This is a genomic window from Porphyrobacter sp. HT-58-2 (assembly GCF_002952215.1).
Classification (GTDB): domain Bacteria; phylum Pseudomonadota; class Alphaproteobacteria; order Sphingomonadales; family Sphingomonadaceae; genus Erythrobacter.
The window spans coordinates 2,674,441-2,689,799 of sequence record NZ_CP022600.1; the positions used below are offsets into that span (position 1 = coordinate 2,674,441).

Sequence of the window (15,359 nt, forward strand, 5' to 3'; positions counted from 1 at the left end):
CCACGCCCGGGGCTTTGTTCAGATATGCGGGTTCAACCATGCGCGCAGCGGCGTCAAGTGTACTTGCGAAGGAGTTCAGCGCAGGCGGCCCTTGAGCTTCGCCTTCTTGATCAGATCGCCATACTGGTGCGCCAGCAAGTGCGACTGGATCTGGCTGATCGTGTCAACCGTGACGTTGACCACAATCAGCAAGCTGGTGCCGCCAAGGAACAGCGGAATACCTGTCTGCGCGATCATGTATTCAGGCACGACGCAAACCACCGTCAGATAGATCGCACCAACCACCGTGATGCGCGTCAGCACATATTCCAGATAGTCCGCCGTCCGCTTGCCCGGCCGGATGCCCGGCACAAAACCGCCATTCTTCTTGAGGTTGTCCGCGGTCTCCTCGGGGTTGAACACAACCGCCGTGTAGAAGAAGCAGAAGAAGATGATCCCGATGGCGTAAAGCGTCATGTAGACCGGCTGGCCATGCGCGAGATACTGGTTGAGCGTCACAATCGCCGAGCCGAAGCCGCTGTCGGTATCGACAGAACTGCCCGCGAACTGGGAAATCGTGAGCGGCAGCAGCAGCAGCGAGCTGGCAAAGATCGGCGGGATGACGCCTGCAGTATTGATCTTCAGCGGCAGGTGCGAACGCTCTGCCTGCATCATGCCACGCTGCGTCGCGCGCTTGGGATACTGGATCGGCAAACGGCGCTGGGCGCGCTCGAAGAAGCTGATGCCGAGGATCAGCACCACCACCATCACGATGAAGCCAATGATCACCAGCGACGAGATCGAACCCGTGCGGCCGCCCTCGAACAGGTTGCCGGCAAAGCTCGGGAACTGGGCAACAATCCCCGCCATGATGATCAGCGAAATGCCGTTGCCGATGCCGCGGCTGGTGATCTGCTCACCGAGCCACAGCAGGAACATGGTCCCGCCGACAAGGTTGATGACGGCCACGATGCGGAACATGTAGCCCGGATCGACCACCGCCTGAAGACCGCTTTGCGCCGCAAAGCTTTCGAGGCCCACGGCGAGGAAGTAGCCCTGGATGGCGCACAGGAGAACCGCACCATAGCGCGTGTACTGGTTGATCTTCTGCCGCCCGCTCGCGCCTTCCTTCTTCAGCGCGGCAAGCGAAGGATGCAGTGCCGAGGCCATCTGCACGACGATCGATGAGGTGATGTAGGGCATCACGCCGAGCGCAATCAGGCTCATGCGCTCAAGGCTGCCGCCCGAAAAGGCGTTGAACAGGTCGAGGATCCCGCCGCGGGTCTGGTCGTAAAGCTCGCTCAGGATAAGCGGGTTGACGCCCGGCAGCGGCACGAAGCTCAGGAAGCGGAAGACAATCAGCGCTCCGATCGTGAACCAGATCCGCTGCTTGAGCTCGGTTGCCTTGGCAAAATTGCCGAGGTTGAGATTGCTCGCGATATTGTCGGCGCGTGATGCCATGGGGATTGGTCGATCCTAGCTCTTGGTCCGGGCGCGCCCTACCCTTCGCAAAGGGTCGCTCTGGCGCGCGAGAGCGTAAATAGGGAGCGCGGAGGCTCTTGTCGAACCCCCGCGCGTCACCTTTTGTCGATTAGTTCGCCTTTGCCGCCTTGTTGGCGTCGCGGCGGGCAAGCTTCTTCTCATGCTCGGGGGTCGGGGCCGGAGCCACCTCCACCTTGCCGCCAGCCTTTTCGACCGCAGCGATCGCGCCCTTGGTCGCGCCGGTCACAGCGAAGGTCACCTTGGCAGTGATCTCACCCTTGCCCAGCAGACGCACACCGTCCTTGCCACCGCGAACGAGGCCAGCAGCGCGCAGCACTTCCTCGGTGATGGTGGCCTTGGCGTCGAGCTTGCCGGCGTCGATGAACTTCTGGACCATGCCAGTGTTCACTTCGGCATAGTCCTTGCCGAACGGGTTGTTGAAGCCGCGCTTCGGCAGGCGCATGTGGAGCGGCATCTGGCCGCCTTCGAAGCCCTTGATGGCCACGCCCGAACGGGCCTTCTGGCCCTTCTGGCCGCGTGCCGAGGTCTTGCCCTTGCCCGAGCCGATACCACGGCCGACACGGACGCGGCCCTTGCGGGCACCGGCGTTGTCGCGGATGTCATTCAGTTTCATAGTTCTGCACTCGCTTTCGCTTTTGTCGCGCTGATAGAAAGGAAGGCCCCGACGATGCGGGGCCTGCCTGGATTTAGTCGATCACCTGCACCAGATGCGGGATCTTGGCGATTGCGCCGCGCACCTCGGGGGTGTCCTGACGCTCGACGATCTTGTGCATCTTGTTCAGCCCCAGACCGATGAGGATCTGGCGCTGACTGGCGGGGCGACGAATCGGCGAGCCGATCTGCTTGATCTTGATGGTAGCCATCTCGGATTACTCCACAATCGCGGCAGCGTCGGCTTCCGCCTCGGCTGCGCTGGCCCCGCCCCGACCCAGCAGGTCGGCAACCTTCTTGCCGCGACGCTGGGCGACCGACTTCGGCGAAGTCTGGTCAGCGAGCGCGTCGAAGGTGGCGCGGATCATGTTGTAGGGGTTCGAGGTGCCGACCGACTTGGTCACCACGTCGGCAACGCCGAGGCTCTCGAACACGGCGCGCATCGGACCGCCGGCGATAATGCCGGTCCCCGGAGGCGCGGTGCGGACGGTGACCTTGCCCGCGCCGAAACGACCATTGCCGTCATGGTGCAGGGTGCGGCCTTCCTTGAGCGGCACGCGGATCATCTTCTTGCGCGCGGCAGCGGTTGCCTTGGTGATGGCTTCCGGCACTTCGCGGGCCTTGCCGTGGCCAAAGCCGACGCGGCCCTGACCGTCGCCAACAACCACGAGCGCCGCAAAACCGAAGCGCTTGCCGCCCTTAACCGTCTTGGAGACGCGGTTGATGTGAACCAGCTTTTCGATGATGCCGTCGTCTTCTTCCGGCTTGGCGCCGCGACGGTCGTCACGACCGCCCCGCCCGCGACCGCGTTCACCGCCTTCACGGTTGCCGCCACGGCCACGGCCACGACGGCCCTGGGTCTCACCGGCATCGCCGCCGATGTCGCCCGCCACTTCCGGCGTTTCGATGGTGTTTTCGTCAGCCATGATCAGAACTCCAGCCCGCCTTCACGGGCGGCATCGGCCAGCGCCTTGACGCGGCCATGGAACAGGAACCCGCCGCGATCGAACACGACAGTCGTCACGCCAGCCTTCTTGGCGGCCTCGGCGATCGCCTTGCCGACTTCGGCAGCGGCGTCGACATTCGCGCCGCTCGTCTTGGCGCCGAGGGTCGAAGCAGCAGCCACGGTCTTGCCAGCCGCATCGTCGATGATCTGGGCATAGATGTGACGGCCGGTGCGATGCACCGACAGACGGGGCTTGCCACCGGCACGCGCACGAAGCGCAGTACGAACCCGGCGACGGCGACGTTCGAAAAGGGAAAGCTTTGCCATCTTATCTCTTCTTCCCTTCCTTGCGGAAGATGTACTCGCCGCGATAGGCGATCCCCTTGCCCTTGTAGGGCTCGGGCTTGCGCCAGCGGCGGATTTCGGCAGCAAACTGGCCAACGGCCTGCTTGTCGGTGCCGGAAATCTCGATCGTGGTCTGGTCCGGGGTCTTCACTTCGAGACCTTCGGGAACGGCCAGGTCGACATCGTGGCTGTAGCCGAGCTGCAGCTTCAGATTGCGACCCTGAGCATTGGCACGGTAGCCCACGCCCTTGATGTCGAGGATCTTGGTGAAGCCGGCGCTGACGCCTTCCACCAGGTTCGACACCAGCGTGCGCTGCATGCCCCAGAAGGCGCGTGCCTGCTTGCTGTCATTGGCCGGCTTGACCGAAATCGCACCATCCTCAAGCGAGTAGGTGATGAGGTCGGACAGGCCCATGGTGAGGGTGCCCTTCGGCCCCTTCACGCTGAGCGTGCCGTTTTCGATGGTGGCCGTCACCCCGCCAGGGATCGCCACCGGCTTCTTGCCGATGCGGCTCATCAGAACACCTCCGCCAGCACTTCGCCGCCGACGTTGTGGCTGCGTGCTTCGGCATCCGAGAGCACGCCCTTGGGCGTCGAGACGATGGTGATGCCGAGACCATTGCGGACAGTCGGAAGCTCCTTCGAGCCCGAATAGATCCGGCGGCCAGGCTTCGAGACGCGGGCCACGTGCTTGATCGCGGGTTCGCCTTCGAAATACTTCAGTTCGATCCGCAGCGCCTTGTGCTTGCCCGAATTGTCTTCGCTGAAGCCACGAATGTAGCCTTCACGCTGAAGCACTTCGAGCACGCTCGCACGCAGGTTGCTCGCCGGAGTCAGGACAGAGTCCTTCTTGGCGCGCTGGCCGTTGCGGATACGGGTGAGCATGTCACCCAGAGGATCGGTCATTGCCATTGCTTAAGTCCTCACCAGCTCGACTTGGTCAGGCCCGGAATCAGGCCCTTGTTGCCAAGGTCGCGCAGTTCGATACGGTTGATGCCGAACTTGCGGTAATAGCCGCGGGGGCGGCCGGTGGTGGCGCAACGGTTGCGCACCCGGGTCGGGTTCGCGTTGCGCGGAAGCTCCGCCATCTTCAGCCGGGCCATCAGGCGCTCGGTTTCGTCAAGCGATTCATCGGCAGCGATCGCCTTCAGCTTCTCGTACTTCGCAGCGTACTGCTTGACGAGCTTCTTGCGACGCTCATTCTTGTTGATGGAACTCAGTTTCGCCATGGACTTAAGCTCTCTGCTTTCGTGTCTCTAACGGGAAGCAGCTCACGCCGCCTCCTTCTGTTCGGTCTTGGCCTCACCTGCGAAGGGGAAGCCGAACAGGCGCAGCAGTTCGCGCGCCTCTTCGTCGGTCTTGGCGGTGGTGGTGACGATAATGTCCATCCCACGCACCTTCTCGATCTTGTCGTAGCTGATTTCGGGGAACACGATCTGTTCCTTCAGCCCCATCGCGTAATTGCCGCGACCGTCGAACGACTTGGGGTTCAGCCCGCGGAAGTCACGGATGCGCGGCATGGCCACGGTCACCAGACGATCGAGGAATTCGTACATGCGTTCGCGGCGCAGGGTCACCTTGCAACCGATCGGCATGCCTTCACGCAGCTTGAACTGCGCGATCGACTTCTTGGCGATGGTGATAACCGGCTTCTGGCCGGCGATCAGCGCCATTTCCTCAGCGGCAGTCTGAACCTTCTTCTTGTCCTGGCTTGCTTCGCCCACGCCCATGTTGAGCGTGATCTTTTCGAGCTTCGGCACTTCGAGACGGTTCTTGTAGCCGAACTTCTCGGTCATGGCCTTGACGATCTCGTTGTCGTACTTGGCCTTCAGACGAGCGGTATAATCAGCCATCGATGGTCTCCCCACTCTTGACGGCGACGCGCACCTTCTTGCCGTCCTTCACTTCGAAGCGGACGCGGGTGGCCTTGCCGGTCTTGGGATCAGCGAGCGCAACCTTGGAAATGGCCATCGGCGCCGCGAAACGGTCGATGCCACCCTGCGGGTTCTGCTGGCTGGGCTTGCGGTGACGGGCGACGACATTCACGCCTTCAACGACAACCTTGCCGTCCTTGGGAAGAACCTGCGCAACCGTACCGGTGCGGCCCTTGTCCTTGCCCGACAGCACGACGACGCTGTCACCCTTCTTGATCTTCGCGGCAGCCATTACAGCACCTCCGGAGCGAGCGAGATGATCTTCATGAAGCCCTTGCCGCGCAGTTCGCGCACCACCGGGCCAAAGATACGGGTGCCGATCGGCTCCTCGTTCTTGTTCACGAGCACCGCCGCGTTGCTGTCGAAGCGGATGACGGTGCCATCCGGACGACGCACGTCCTTCTTGGTGCGCACGATCACCGCGCGGTGAACGTCGCCCTTCTTGACCTTGGTGCGCGGCTGCGCCTCCTTGATGGAGACGACGATCACATCGCCGACGCCTGCGGTACGACGCTTCGACCCGCCCAGCACCTTGATGCACTGGACGCGCTTGGCGCCGCTGTTGTCCGCGACGTCGAGATTGGATTGCATCTGGATCATTGATCCGTTTTCCTTCTCATTGGCTTACCGGGACACCCGATCCGACCGGGGCCCGGCAGTTCCGTCCACGTTTCAGTTACCCGCAGCCGCCACGTCGAGGTCGGCTTCCACCGCCTGCACGCCGCCTGCCACGACCCGGTCCTTGACGATCCAGGTCTTGGTCTTGGACATCGGGCGGGTCTCTTCGATCCGCACCACGTCACCCACGGTGTATTCATTCGCTTCGTCGTGAGCATGATACTTCTTCGAACGACGGATGATCTTCCCGTAGAGCGGGTGCTTCACCTTGCGTTCGACCAGCACGGTCACGGTCTTGTCAGTCTTGTCGGAGGTCACAGTCCCGACGAGGATACGCTTGGGCATTGTGCTTACTCCTTACGCCTTCGCGGCGGCGGCCTTTGCCGCACGCTCGCTTTGCAGCGTCTTGATCTGCGCGATGGTCCGGCGCACCTGACGGATGCGCGACGGGGCTTCGAGCTGGTTGGTCGCAGCCTGGAACCGCAGATTGAACTGTTCGCGCTTGAGCTCGGTGAGCTCTGCGGTCAGCTGATCATCGGTCTTGGTGCGAAGGTCCGCGATATCGGCCATTATTCGCCTCCCAGGTGGCTGGTGTCGCCAAGACGGGCAACAACCTTGGTCTTGATCGGCAGCTTCATCGCTGCGCGCTCGAACGCTTCAGCGGCCAGCGGACCGGCAACGCCATCGAGTTCGAACAGGATGCGGCCCGGCTTCACGCGCGCCGCCCAGTATTCGACCGAACCCTTGCCCTTACCCTGACGGACTTCGGCAGGCTTCTTCGACACCGGCACATCCGGGAACACGCGGATCCACAGACGACCCTGGCGCTTGATGTGACGGGTAATGGCACGACGCGCCGCTTCGATCTGGCGCGCGGTGACCCGCTCGGGTTCCAGAGCCTTCAGCCCGTAGGAGCCGAAGTTGAGGGTGGTGCCGCCCTTGGCGTCGCCCTTGATCCGGCCCTTGAACTGCTTGCGGAACTTGGTCTTTTTCGGTTGCAACATGGCTATCTACCTCAGCGAGCCGGACGGACACCGGAAGTCTGCGCTTCCATCATCAGGCGGTCCTGCGCGGTCGGATCATGAGCGAGAATCTCGCCCTTGAAGATCCACACCTTGATCCCGATGATCCCGTAGGCGGTGAGCGCCTCGGTCTCGGCGTAATCGATGTTCGCACGCAGGGTGTGGAGCGGCACGCGGCCTTCGCGGTACCACTCGACGCGGGCGATTTCCGCCCCACCGAGACGGCCGCCGCACACGATCTTGATGCCCTCGGCACCCAGACGCAGCGCCGACTGCACCGCGCGCTTCATCGCCCGGCGGAACGCCACGCGGCGCACCAGCTGATCGGCGATGCCCTGCGCGACGAGCTTCGCGTCGATTTCCGGCTTGCGGATCTCGACGATGTTCAGCTTCACGTCGCTGTCGGTCATGGTCGCCAGCTTCGAGCGCAGCTTTTCGATGTCCGCGCCCTTCTTACCGATGATGACACCGGGACGCGCCGCATAGATCGACACCCGGCACAGCTTGGCCGGACGCTCGATCACCACCTTGGAAACCGCCGCCTGGGGCAGGTTCGTCATGATGTACTTGCGGATCGCGATGTCTTCCTTGAGCAGCTGCGCATAGTCACGCCCTTCGGCGTACCAGCGGCTGTCCCAGGTGCGGTTGATCTGCAGGCGCAGACCGATCGGATTGCTCTTCTGACCCATCTTACGCCTCCTCTGCTTCGCGAACGACGATCCGCAGACGCGAGAACGGCTTGAGGATCCGGGTCGACTTGCCGCGGCCACGGGTGTGGAAGCGCTTCATCGTCACCGACTTGCCCACGCTCGCTTCAGCGACGACCAGCGCGTCGACATCGAGGTTGTGGTTGTTTTCCGCATTGGCGATCGCCGAAGCGAGCACCTTGCTCGCATCGCGCGCCATCGCCCGCTTCGAAAAGGCGAGGATATTCATCGCCTCTTCGGCCTTCTTGCCGCGGATCAGGGCCGCGACGAGGTTGAGCTTCTGCGCCGAACCACGGATCGTGGTGCCGACGGCCAGCGCCTCGTTATCGCCCACGCGGCGGGGTGCCTTTGCCTTGCCCATTAGCGCTTGCCCTTCTTGTCGGCAGCGTGGCCCGGGAAGGTGCGCGTGGGCGCAAATTCACCAAGCTTGTGGCCGACCATTTCTTCCGAAACCGAAACGGGAATGAACTTGTGCCCGTTGTAGACATTGAAGGTGAGCCCGACGAACTGCGGCAGGATCGTCGAACGCCGCGACCAGGTCTTGATCGGCTTGGCGTTGCTCGCTTCCTGCGCGCTTTCAGCCTTCTTCAGCAGGCTCAGCTCGACAAACGGACCTTTCCAGACGGAACGTGCCATCGTCTCTTACCTCTTCTTCTTCGCGTGACGCGAACGGATGATCATCTTGTCCGTCTGCTTGTTGTGGCGCGTGCGAGCACCCTTGGTCGGCTTGCCCCACGGGGTCACCGGATGGCGACCACCGGAGGTCCGGCCTTCACCACCACCGTGCGGGTGGTCGACCGGGTTCTTCGCAACGCCGCGGGTCAGCGGACGCTTGCCCATCCAGCGCGAACGGCCGGCCTTGGCAAAGTTCTGGTTGGCGTTGTCGGGGTTCGACACCGCACCCACCGTGCCCATGCAATCGGCGCGCAGGTAACGCTGCTCACCCGAATTGAGGCGGACGATGACCATCGCGCGGTCACGACCGACGACCTGCACATAGGTGCCGGCCGAACGGGCGATCTGACCGCCCTTGCCCGGCTTCATCTCGACGTTGTGGCAGATCGTGCCGACCGGCATCTGACCGAGCAGCATCGCGTTGCCCGGCTTGGTGTCGGTCTTCTCACCGGCCACCACCGTGTCGCCGACAGCAAGACGCTGCGGAGCAATGATGTAGGCCTGCTCGCCGTCCTCGTACTTCACCAGCGCGATGAAGGCGGTACGGTTCGGGTCATACTCCAGACGCTCGACGGTCGCCGGCATGTCCCACTTGCGACGCTTGAAGTCGATGAAGCGGTACTTCTGCTTGTGACCACCGGCGATGCCACGCGAGGTGACATGGCCCTTGTTGTTGCGGCCACCGGTCTTGCGCTTGCCTTCGGTAAGCACCTTGACCGGCTTGCCCTTGTAGAGCGCCGACTTGTCGACCAGAATCAGACCGCGGCGCGCGGGACTGGTCGGCTTGTAGTTCTTGAGTGCCATTGTTCGTGTCCTGTCCCTTGGCCTCAGATACCGCTGGTGATGTCGATCATTTCACCCTCGGCGAGGGTGACAATGGCCTTCTTCACGTCGCTGCGCTGATAGGCCTTGCCCTTCCAGCGCTTGGTCTTGCCCTTCTGCACCAGGGTGTTCACGGCGACGACCTTCTTGTCGTAGATCGCCTCGATCGCTTCCTTGATCTGGGGCTTGGTCGCGTCCTTGGCGACCTTGAAGACCACGGCGTTCTGTTCCGACGCGAGGGTCGACTTTTCCGTGATGTGCGGCGCGATGATCACGTCATAGTGACGCGCATCGACAGTCTGCTTCTTAGCCATTGAAGCGCGCCTCCAGCTTTTCGACAGCGGCCTTGGTCAGCACCAGCGTGTCGTGGTTGAGGATGTCGTAGACATTGGCGCCGATCGCCGGGAGCACGTTGATGCCCGGCAGGTTGCCAGCGGCCTTTTTGAAGCCTGCATCGACCTGCTCGCCATCAATCACCAGCACCTTGCCGGTCAGGCCAGCCTTGGTCAGGTGACCCTTGAGCGCCTTGGTCTTGGCGTCCTTCAGCTCAAGGCTGTCGACAACGATCAGGCCATCCTTGGCCTTGCTCGAAAGCGCCATCTTCAGACCGAGCGCGCGAACCTTCTTGTTGAGCGACTGCTCGAAATCACGCTTGCGCGCACCGTGAGCCTTGCCGCCGCCGATGAAGATCGGAGCCGCACGGTCGCCGTGACGGGCGGTACCACCACCCTTCTGACGACCGAACTTCTTGCCGGTGCGGGCCACGTCCGAACGCTCACGCGTCGGGCGGGCGGTGCCGCGGCGGTTTTCGAGCTGCCAGGTCACGACGCGGTGGAGGATGTCGGCGCGCGGCTCGATGCCGAACACGTCATTCGACAGCTCGACTTCGCCCGAGGCCTTGCCGCCTGCGATGTTCTGAACCTTGATCTTCATGGCTCAGCCTTCCTTGTTTTCTTCAGTGGCCTCGGCGCCGGCTTCGGCACCTTCGGTCACGATGGCGTCTTCGGCAGCGGCCTCGACGACCGAGGGAGTCTCGTCGGCAACCGGAGCGTGCTTCTGGAGCACGGCGCCGGGGAACGGCAGACCCTCGGGGAGCGGCAGCTTCACGGCATCGCGCACAAGGAGCCAGCCGTTCTTCGCGCCCGGGACCGAGCCCTTGACGAACAGCAGGCCGCGCTCGGCGTCGGTGCGGACGATTTCGAGGTTCTGCTGGGTGCGCTGACGGTCGCCCATGTGGCCGGCCATCTTCTTGCCCTTGAACACGCGTCCCGGATCCTGACGGTTACCCGTCGAACCATGGGCGCGGTGCGAGATCGACACGCCGTGGGTGGCGCGCATACCACCGAAGCCCCAGCGCTTCATGGCACCGGCAAAGCCCTTGCCCTGCGTGTGGCCGGTGATGTCGACCATCTGGCCAGCGACGAAATGCTCGGCACTGATCGTGGCGCCGACGGGGACGAGCGCATCTTCGCTGTCCACGCGGAATTCGGCGACCTTCTTCTTCAGCCCGACATCGGCCTTGGCGAAATGTTCACGCTGCGGCTTGGCAACGTTCTTCTGCTTGGCTTCGCCCGCGCCGAGCTGGACAGCGTAGTAGCCATCGCGGTCAGCAGTGCGGTGCGAGACCACCTGGCAATCTTCCAGCGCGAGAACGGTCACAGGCACGTGCCGTCCGTCCTCCTGGAAGAGGCGGGTCATCCCGACTTTCTTTGCGATAACGCCGGTGCGCATCGTCAGTTCACTCCTCGACAGAGGCACCCTACGGACCATCCGCAAGGTGCGTGTGAGACCGCGACACCGAAATGGCATCGCGGCCCCGTTCAGCCCGAATTTGATGCATCGCCCCGTCCGGGCTGAGTGCTCCTGCCAGCCATGTGGCTTCGGGAGCGAGACGGGGGACGCAGCCCGGAGAGTTCCTCCGGCGGTATCCACCCTATCGTCAGGCGGAGCTTTCAGAGCTCCAACGATAGAGGCCCCTCGCGCTAGCAAGGGGCATTTCGGCTAGCCTCAGGCCAGCTTGATCTCGACGTTCACGCCGGCAGCCAGATCGAGCTTCATCAGCGCGTCGACCGTCTGGGCGTTGGGCTGCACGATGTCGAGCAGCCGCTTGTAGGTGCGCACCTCGAACTGCTCGCGCGACTTCTTGTCGACGTGCGGACCGCGGTTCACAGTGAACTTCTCGATACGCGTCGGCAGCGGAATGGGGCCACGAATAAGAGCGCCAGTGCGGCGGGCCGTATCAGCGATCTCACCAGTGGCCTGGTCGAGAACGCGGTGGTCGAACGCCTTGAGGCGAATACGGATATTCTGAGCTTCCATGTCCTACTACCGATGCGAAAGAGCCAAGGAGCCGCCGGTTACCCGGCTTTTCCCAAAAACAAAGACCGCCCCGCGTCCTTCCGGTTTCCCGTGAGCGGGCGGCCTTCTTCAAAACTCGTGTCCCATAGAGACGAATCTCGTCCGGGGATGCGCGCCTATACGGGGCGTGCCGCCGTATGGCAAGGGGGTGGAGACCGAAAATTACATGACCGTGAAACGACCACGAACCCGGCAATACACCATTACCCTGCCCTCACAAAAAAGGCCCGGTAGCTCCCAGGAGCTCCGGGCCTTTTCGCGTTCAGTTTCGCTCCTTACCGGAGCAACACCTTACTTGGTGATCTTGGCAACGACGCCCGAACCCACGGTGCGGCCACCTTCGCGGATCGCGAAGCGCAGACCTTCGTCCATGGCGATCGGCGCGATCAGCTTGACGCCGATGGTCACGTTGTCGCCCGGCATCACCATTTCGGTGCCTTCGGGAAGGATCACTTCGCCGGTCACGTCAGTGGTGCGGAAGTAGAACTGCGGACGATAGTTGGCGAAGAACGGCGTGTGACGGCCGCCTTCATCCTTCGACAGCACGTAGACTTCGGCGCTGAATTCGGTGTGCGGCGTAACCGAACCCGGCTTGGCCAGAACCTGACCGCGCTCCACTTCTTCACGGGCAACGCCGCGGATCAGGGCGCCGACGTTGTCGCCAGCTTCACCGCGATCGAGCAGCTTGCGGAACATTTCCACGCCGGTGACGGTGGTCTTGCGGGTGTCCTTGATGCCGACGATTTCGACTTCGTCGCCAACGTTCACAACGCCGGTTTCGATACGGCCGGTCACAACCGTGCCGCGACCCGAGATCGAGAACACGTCTTCGATCGGCATCAGGAAGTTCTTGTCGATCGGACGATCCGGCTGCGGGATGTACTCGTCAACGGCTTCGATCAGCTTGATGACCGAGTCCTTGCCGATGGCGTCATCGCGACCTTCGAGAGCGGCCAGCGCCGAACCCTTGATGATCGGAATATTGTCGCCGTCGAAGTCGTACGAGCTCAGCAGTTCGCGGACTTCCAGTTCGACGAGCTCGAGGATTTCCTCGTCGTCAACCTGGTCGACCTTGTTCATGTACACGACCAGCGCCGGCACGCCGACCTGACGGGCGAGCAGGATGTGCTCGCGGGTCTGCGGCATCGGGCCGTCGGCAGCGTTCACCACCAGGATCGCGCCGTCCATCTGGGCGGCACCGGTGATCATGTTCTTCACGTAGTCGGCGTGACCCGGGCAGTCGACGTGCGCGTAGTGACGGTTGGCGCTTTCGTATTCGACGTGCGCGGTCGAGATGGTGATCCCGCGCTCACGCTCTTCCGGAGCCTTGTCGATGTTGGCGAAGTCCACGGCGCTGCCGCCATAGGTTTCAGCCATCACCTTGGTGATTGCGGCAGTCAGCGTGGTCTTGCCGTGGTCGACGTGACCGATGGTGCCGATGTTGCAGTGCGGCTTGTTCCGCTGGAATTTTTCCTTGGCCATTTCTCTGGTGTACCTTCTTGAATGAAACGATGTGTTCGCGGGAGAAAGGCAGCGCCCGCTGAATCAGGCGCCGCCCCTAGACCGATCGCTCGGCTTAGGCAAGTTTCTCCTTGACCTCGGCTGCGACGTTCGCCGGAACCTCGTCATAGTGCGAGAACTGCATGGTGTACTGCGCACGACCCTGGGTGAACGAGCGCAGTTCGTTGACGTAGCCGAACATGTTGGCGAGCGGCACGTTGGCCTCCACCGCCTGGGCATTGCCGCGGGTATCGGTGCCCTGGATCTGACCGCGCCGGCTGTTGAGGTCGCCGATGACGTCGCCCAGATAATCGTCCGGGGTGACAACTTCGACCTTCATGATCGGCTCGAGCAGCTTGATGCCCGACTTCTGAGCGACTTCGCGCATGGCACCGCGGGCGGCGATTTCGAACGCAATCGCGCTCGAGTCGACGTCGTGGTAGGCACCATCGACCAGCTTGATCGAGAAGTCGATGATCGGGAAGCCCACAAGGTGGCCGCTTTCGGCCTGCTCGCGGAAGCCCTTCTCGATCGCCGGGATGTATTCGCGCGGGATGTTCCCGCCCTTGATCTGGTCTTCGAAGACCACACCCTGGCCGCGTTCACCCGGAGTGACGACAACCTTGACGCGGCCGAACTGGCCCGAGCCGCCCGACTGCTTCTTGTGGGTGTAATCGACCTCGACTTCGCGGGCGAGGTATTCACGGTAAGCCACCTGCGGCGCACCGACATTGGCCTCGACCTTGAATTCGCGGCGCATGCGGTCGACGATGATGTCGAGGTGCAGTTCGCCCATGCCCTTGATGATGGTCTGGCCGCTCTCGTGATCGGTCGACACGCGGAAGGACGGATCCTCCTGCGCCAGACGATTGAGCGCGATGCCCATCTTTTCCTGGTCGGCCTTGGTCTTGGGTTCGACCGAGAGCTCAATCACCGGCTCGGGGAATTCCATGCGCTCAAGGATGATCGGCTTGGCGGCATCGCACAGGGTGTCACCGGTGGTGGTGTCCTTCATGCCCGCCAGCGCGACGATGTCGCCGGCAAATGCCTCATCGATGTCCTCGCGGTTGTTCGAGTGCATCAGCAGCATGCGGCCGATCTTTTCCTTCTTGTCCTTCACCGAGTTCAGGACCTGGCCCTTGGTGAGCTTGCCCGAATAGATGCGGGTGAAGGTCAGCGAGCCGACGAAGGGATCGTTCATGATCTTGAACGCCAGCGCGGCGAAGGGCGCATCGTCGCTCGACGGACGCTCGGCTTCTTCGTCGCTGTCGGGCAGCACGCCCTTGATCGCCGGAACGTCAAGCGGGGAAGGCATGTAGTCGACCACCGCGTCAAGCAGGGGCTGGACGCCCTTGTTCTTGAACGCCGAGCCGCACACGACCGGCACGAAATCGCGCGCCATGGTGCCCTTGCGGATCAGGCGCTTGAGCGTGGCTGCATCGGGGACGTTGCCTTCGAGATAGGCTTCCATCACCTCGTCGTCCTGCTCGACGACGGTTTCGATCAGCTGCTCGCGATATTCGGCGGCCTTGTCGGCAAGGTCGGCGGGGATTTCGATGAACTCGTACTTCGCGCCGAGGCTTTCATCCTTCCAGACGATGCCGCGGTTGTTGACGAGGTCGACCACGCCCTGCAGCTGGCTCTCGGCCCCGATCGGGATGTAGAGCACCAGCGGACGCGCGCCGAGCCGGTCGATGATCGACTGGACGCAGTAATAGAAGTCAGCGCCGGTGCGGTCGAGCTTGTTGATGAAGCACATCCGCGGCACGCCGTACTTGTCGGCCTGACGCCACACGGTTTCCGACTGCGGCTCCACACCGGCCACGCCGTCGAACACCGCCACGGCACCGTCGAGCACGCGCAGCGAGCGTTCGACTTCGATGGTGAAGTCCACGTGGCCCGGGGTGTCGATGATGTTGATGCGGTGCTTGGGCATGTTGGCCCGCAGCGCTTCCGGATCGCTCATCGGATCCATGGTCGCATCTTCGGCGGTCCAGAAGGTCGTGGTCGCGGCCGAGGTGATCGTGATCCCGCGCTCCTGCTCCTGCTCCATCCAGTCCATCGTCGCAGCGCCATCATGCACTTCGCCGATCTTGTAGGACTTGCCGGTGTAGTAGAGAATACGCTCGGTCGTGGTGGTCTTGCCGGCATCGATGTGCGCCATGATGCCGATATTGCGATAGCGCTCCAGCGGATACTCGCGGGCCATATCAGGTTCCTTAGCTGTGAGAGGGCCGCCGGGTCGCGGTCAGGGCCCCATATAGGGATGATTGTGACAGCCGGAAGACCAAACGCCCCG

Annotated in this window: 24 protein-coding genes; all 24 read right to left on the minus strand. The window is 62.8% G+C overall.

Translation table 11 applies throughout. From position 1 onward, the window contains the following. Positions 1-75: 75 nt before the first annotated feature. The gene (gene secY / locus CHX26_RS12580) at positions 76-1,440 is read right to left on the minus strand and encodes a preprotein translocase subunit SecY (RefSeq protein WP_104942662.1); all 1,365 of its coding nucleotides are present in this window, start codon (positions 1,438-1,440) and stop codon (positions 76-78) included. 130 nt (positions 1,441-1,570) lie between these two features. Then, positions 1,571-2,095, minus strand: a complete 525-nt coding sequence (rplO, locus tag CHX26_RS12585; RefSeq protein ID WP_104942663.1) for a 50S ribosomal protein L15 — start codon at positions 2,093-2,095, stop codon at positions 1,571-1,573. Positions 2,096-2,168: 73 nt separating this feature from the next. Further along, the gene (rpmD, locus tag CHX26_RS12590; protein WP_017665127.1) at positions 2,169-2,345 is read right to left on the minus strand and encodes a 50S ribosomal protein L30; all 177 of its coding nucleotides are present in this window, start codon (positions 2,343-2,345) and stop codon (positions 2,169-2,171) included. Between the two features lie 6 nt (positions 2,346-2,351). Continuing rightward, positions 2,352-3,059: a 30S ribosomal protein S5 gene (rpsE, locus tag CHX26_RS12595; RefSeq protein ID WP_104942664.1), complete on the minus strand. Its 708-nt coding sequence runs from the start codon at positions 3,057-3,059 to the stop codon at positions 2,352-2,354. A 2-nt stretch (positions 3,060-3,061) separates the two neighbouring features. Then, entirely contained in the window at positions 3,062-3,406 is a 345-nt protein-coding gene (gene rplR, locus CHX26_RS12600) for a 50S ribosomal protein L18 (protein ID WP_104942665.1), read from the minus strand. Between the two features lies 1 nt (position 3,407). Further along, positions 3,408-3,941, minus strand: coding sequence for a 50S ribosomal protein L6 (rplF, locus tag CHX26_RS12605; RefSeq protein WP_104942666.1), 534 nt, complete (start codon positions 3,939-3,941; stop codon positions 3,408-3,410). Beyond that, positions 3,941-4,336 carry a 30S ribosomal protein S8 gene (rpsH, locus tag CHX26_RS12610; RefSeq protein ID WP_104942667.1) on the minus strand — a complete coding sequence of 132 codons (396 nt, stop codon included), beginning with the start codon at positions 4,334-4,336 and terminating at the stop codon, positions 3,941-3,943. The genes rplF and rpsH overlap by 1 nt, the downstream gene beginning before the upstream one ends. Before the next feature lie 11 nt (positions 4,337-4,347). Further along, a complete protein-coding gene (gene rpsN / locus CHX26_RS12615; protein WP_104942668.1) occupies positions 4,348-4,653 on the minus strand; it encodes a 30S ribosomal protein S14 in 306 nt (101 codons plus the stop codon). Between the two features lie 42 nt (positions 4,654-4,695). Beyond that, complete coding sequence (gene rplE, locus CHX26_RS12620) at positions 4,696-5,277, minus strand: 50S ribosomal protein L5 (RefSeq protein WP_104942669.1); 582 nt, start codon at positions 5,275-5,277, stop codon at positions 4,696-4,698. Beyond that, the gene (rplX, locus tag CHX26_RS12625; RefSeq protein WP_104942670.1) at positions 5,270-5,590 is read right to left on the minus strand and encodes a 50S ribosomal protein L24; all 321 of its coding nucleotides are present in this window, start codon (positions 5,588-5,590) and stop codon (positions 5,270-5,272) included. The genes rplE and rplX overlap by 8 nt, the downstream gene beginning before the upstream one ends. After that, positions 5,590-5,958, minus strand: a complete 369-nt coding sequence (gene rplN / locus CHX26_RS12630; protein WP_088914644.1) for a 50S ribosomal protein L14 — start codon at positions 5,956-5,958, stop codon at positions 5,590-5,592. The genes rplX and rplN overlap by 1 nt, the downstream gene beginning before the upstream one ends. Before the next feature lie 72 nt (positions 5,959-6,030). After that, a complete protein-coding gene (gene rpsQ / locus CHX26_RS12635) occupies positions 6,031-6,321 on the minus strand; it encodes a 30S ribosomal protein S17 (protein ID WP_104942671.1) in 291 nt (96 codons plus the stop codon). 12 nt (positions 6,322-6,333) lie between these two features. Further along, positions 6,334-6,546 (minus strand): 50S ribosomal protein L29, encoded by a 213-nt coding sequence (gene rpmC, locus CHX26_RS12640; RefSeq protein WP_069310547.1) that lies wholly within the window; start codon positions 6,544-6,546, stop codon positions 6,334-6,336. Then, positions 6,546-6,980 carry a 50S ribosomal protein L16 gene (gene rplP, locus CHX26_RS12645; protein ID WP_104942672.1) on the minus strand — a complete coding sequence of 145 codons (435 nt, stop codon included), beginning with the start codon at positions 6,978-6,980 and terminating at the stop codon, positions 6,546-6,548. Before rplP ends, rpmC begins: the two co-directional genes overlap by 1 nt. An 11-nt stretch (positions 6,981-6,991) precedes the next feature. Beyond that, positions 6,992-7,687 (minus strand): 30S ribosomal protein S3, encoded by a 696-nt coding sequence (rpsC, locus tag CHX26_RS12650; protein ID WP_104942673.1) that lies wholly within the window; start codon positions 7,685-7,687, stop codon positions 6,992-6,994. Between the two features lies 1 nt (position 7,688). Further along, positions 7,689-8,066, minus strand: a complete 378-nt coding sequence (rplV, locus tag CHX26_RS12655; protein ID WP_017665140.1) for a 50S ribosomal protein L22 — start codon at positions 8,064-8,066, stop codon at positions 7,689-7,691. Continuing rightward, positions 8,066-8,341: a 30S ribosomal protein S19 gene (gene rpsS / locus CHX26_RS12660; protein ID WP_069310551.1), complete on the minus strand. Its 276-nt coding sequence runs from the start codon at positions 8,339-8,341 to the stop codon at positions 8,066-8,068. Before rpsS ends, rplV begins: the two co-directional genes overlap by 1 nt. 6 nt (positions 8,342-8,347) lie before the next feature. Further along, positions 8,348-9,184, minus strand: coding sequence for a 50S ribosomal protein L2 (gene rplB, locus CHX26_RS12665; protein WP_104942674.1), 837 nt, complete (start codon positions 9,182-9,184; stop codon positions 8,348-8,350). 23 nt (positions 9,185-9,207) lie between these two features. Continuing rightward, a complete protein-coding gene (locus CHX26_RS12670) occupies positions 9,208-9,516 on the minus strand; it encodes a 50S ribosomal protein L23 (RefSeq protein ID WP_088914649.1) in 309 nt (102 codons plus the stop codon). Next, a complete protein-coding gene (rplD, locus tag CHX26_RS12675; RefSeq protein WP_104942675.1) occupies positions 9,509-10,135 on the minus strand; it encodes a 50S ribosomal protein L4 in 627 nt (208 codons plus the stop codon). The genes CHX26_RS12670 and rplD overlap by 8 nt, the downstream gene beginning before the upstream one ends. Positions 10,136-10,138: 3 nt before the next feature. Next, positions 10,139-10,933, minus strand: coding sequence for a 50S ribosomal protein L3 (gene rplC, locus CHX26_RS12680; protein ID WP_104942676.1), 795 nt, complete (start codon positions 10,931-10,933; stop codon positions 10,139-10,141). A gap of 276 nt (positions 10,934-11,209) precedes the next feature. Next, complete coding sequence (gene rpsJ / locus CHX26_RS12685) at positions 11,210-11,521, minus strand: 30S ribosomal protein S10 (protein WP_017665146.1); 312 nt, start codon at positions 11,519-11,521, stop codon at positions 11,210-11,212. A gap of 330 nt (positions 11,522-11,851) precedes the next feature. Then, positions 11,852-13,042: an elongation factor Tu gene (gene tuf, locus CHX26_RS12690; protein WP_104942677.1), complete on the minus strand. Its 1,191-nt coding sequence runs from the start codon at positions 13,040-13,042 to the stop codon at positions 11,852-11,854. Between the two features lie 94 nt (positions 13,043-13,136). Next, a complete protein-coding gene (gene fusA / locus CHX26_RS12695; protein WP_104942678.1) occupies positions 13,137-15,269 on the minus strand; it encodes an elongation factor G in 2,133 nt (710 codons plus the stop codon). Between the last annotated feature and the right edge of the window lie 90 nt (positions 15,270-15,359).

Coding starts and splice junctions, on each gene's coding strand:
- rplB (WP_104942674.1), bottom strand. CDS start 9,184: ATGGCACTCAAGAACTACAAGCCGACCAGTCCCGCGCGCCGCGGTCTG.
- rpmD (WP_017665127.1), bottom strand. CDS start 2,345: ATGGCTACCATCAAGATCAAGCAGATCGGCTCGCCGATTCGTCGCCCC.
- rpsH (WP_104942667.1), bottom strand. CDS start 4,336: ATGGCAATGACCGATCCTCTGGGTGACATGCTCACCCGTATCCGCAAC.
- rpsE (WP_104942664.1), bottom strand. CDS start 3,059: ATGGCTGACGAAAACACCATCGAAACGCCGGAAGTGGCGGGCGACATC.
- rplR (WP_104942665.1), bottom strand. CDS start 3,406: ATGGCAAAGCTTTCCCTTTTCGAACGTCGCCGTCGCCGGGTTCGTACT.
- tuf (WP_104942677.1), bottom strand. CDS start 13,042: ATGGCCAAGGAAAAATTCCAGCGGAACAAGCCGCACTGCAACATCGGC.
- rpsN (WP_104942668.1), bottom strand. CDS start 4,653: ATGGCGAAACTGAGTTCCATCAACAAGAATGAGCGTCGCAAGAAGCTC.
- rplO (WP_104942663.1), bottom strand. CDS start 2,095: ATGAAACTGAATGACATCCGCGACAACGCCGGTGCCCGCAAGGGCCGC.
- CHX26_RS12670 (WP_088914649.1), bottom strand. CDS start 9,516: ATGGCTAAGAAGCAGACTGTCGATGCGCGTCACTATGACGTGATCATC.
- rplV (WP_017665140.1), bottom strand. CDS start 8,066: ATGGGCAAGGCAAAGGCACCCCGCCGCGTGGGCGATAACGAGGCGCTG.
- rpsS (WP_069310551.1), bottom strand. CDS start 8,341: ATGGCACGTTCCGTCTGGAAAGGTCCGTTTGTCGAGCTGAGCCTGCTG.
- rplN (WP_088914644.1), bottom strand. CDS start 5,958: ATGATCCAGATGCAATCCAATCTCGACGTCGCGGACAACAGCGGCGCC.
- rplC (WP_104942676.1), bottom strand. CDS start 10,933: ATGCGCACCGGCGTTATCGCAAAGAAAGTCGGGATGACCCGCCTCTTC.
- rpsQ (WP_104942671.1), bottom strand. CDS start 6,321: ATGCCCAAGCGTATCCTCGTCGGGACTGTGACCTCCGACAAGACTGAC.
- rplD (WP_104942675.1), bottom strand. CDS start 10,135: ATGAAGATCAAGGTTCAGAACATCGCAGGCGGCAAGGCCTCGGGCGAA.
- rpsJ (WP_017665146.1), bottom strand. CDS start 11,521: ATGGAAGCTCAGAATATCCGTATTCGCCTCAAGGCGTTCGACCACCGC.
- rplE (WP_104942669.1), bottom strand. CDS start 5,277: ATGGCTGATTATACCGCTCGTCTGAAGGCCAAGTACGACAACGAGATC.
- fusA (WP_104942678.1), bottom strand. CDS start 15,269: ATGGCCCGCGAGTATCCGCTGGAGCGCTATCGCAATATCGGCATCATG.
- secY (WP_104942662.1), bottom strand. CDS start 1,440: ATGGCATCACGCGCCGACAATATCGCGAGCAATCTCAACCTCGGCAAT.
- rplF (WP_104942666.1), bottom strand. CDS start 3,941: ATGAGCCGCATCGGCAAGAAGCCGGTGGCGATCCCTGGCGGGGTGACG.
- rpsC (WP_104942673.1), bottom strand. CDS start 7,687: ATGGGTCAGAAGAGCAATCCGATCGGTCTGCGCCTGCAGATCAACCGC.
- rplP (WP_104942672.1), bottom strand. CDS start 6,980: ATGTTGCAACCGAAAAAGACCAAGTTCCGCAAGCAGTTCAAGGGCCGG.
- rplX (WP_104942670.1), bottom strand. CDS start 5,590: ATGGCTGCCGCGAAGATCAAGAAGGGTGACAGCGTCGTCGTGCTGTCG.
- rpmC (WP_069310547.1), bottom strand. CDS start 6,546: ATGGCCGATATCGCGGACCTTCGCACCAAGACCGATGATCAGCTGACC.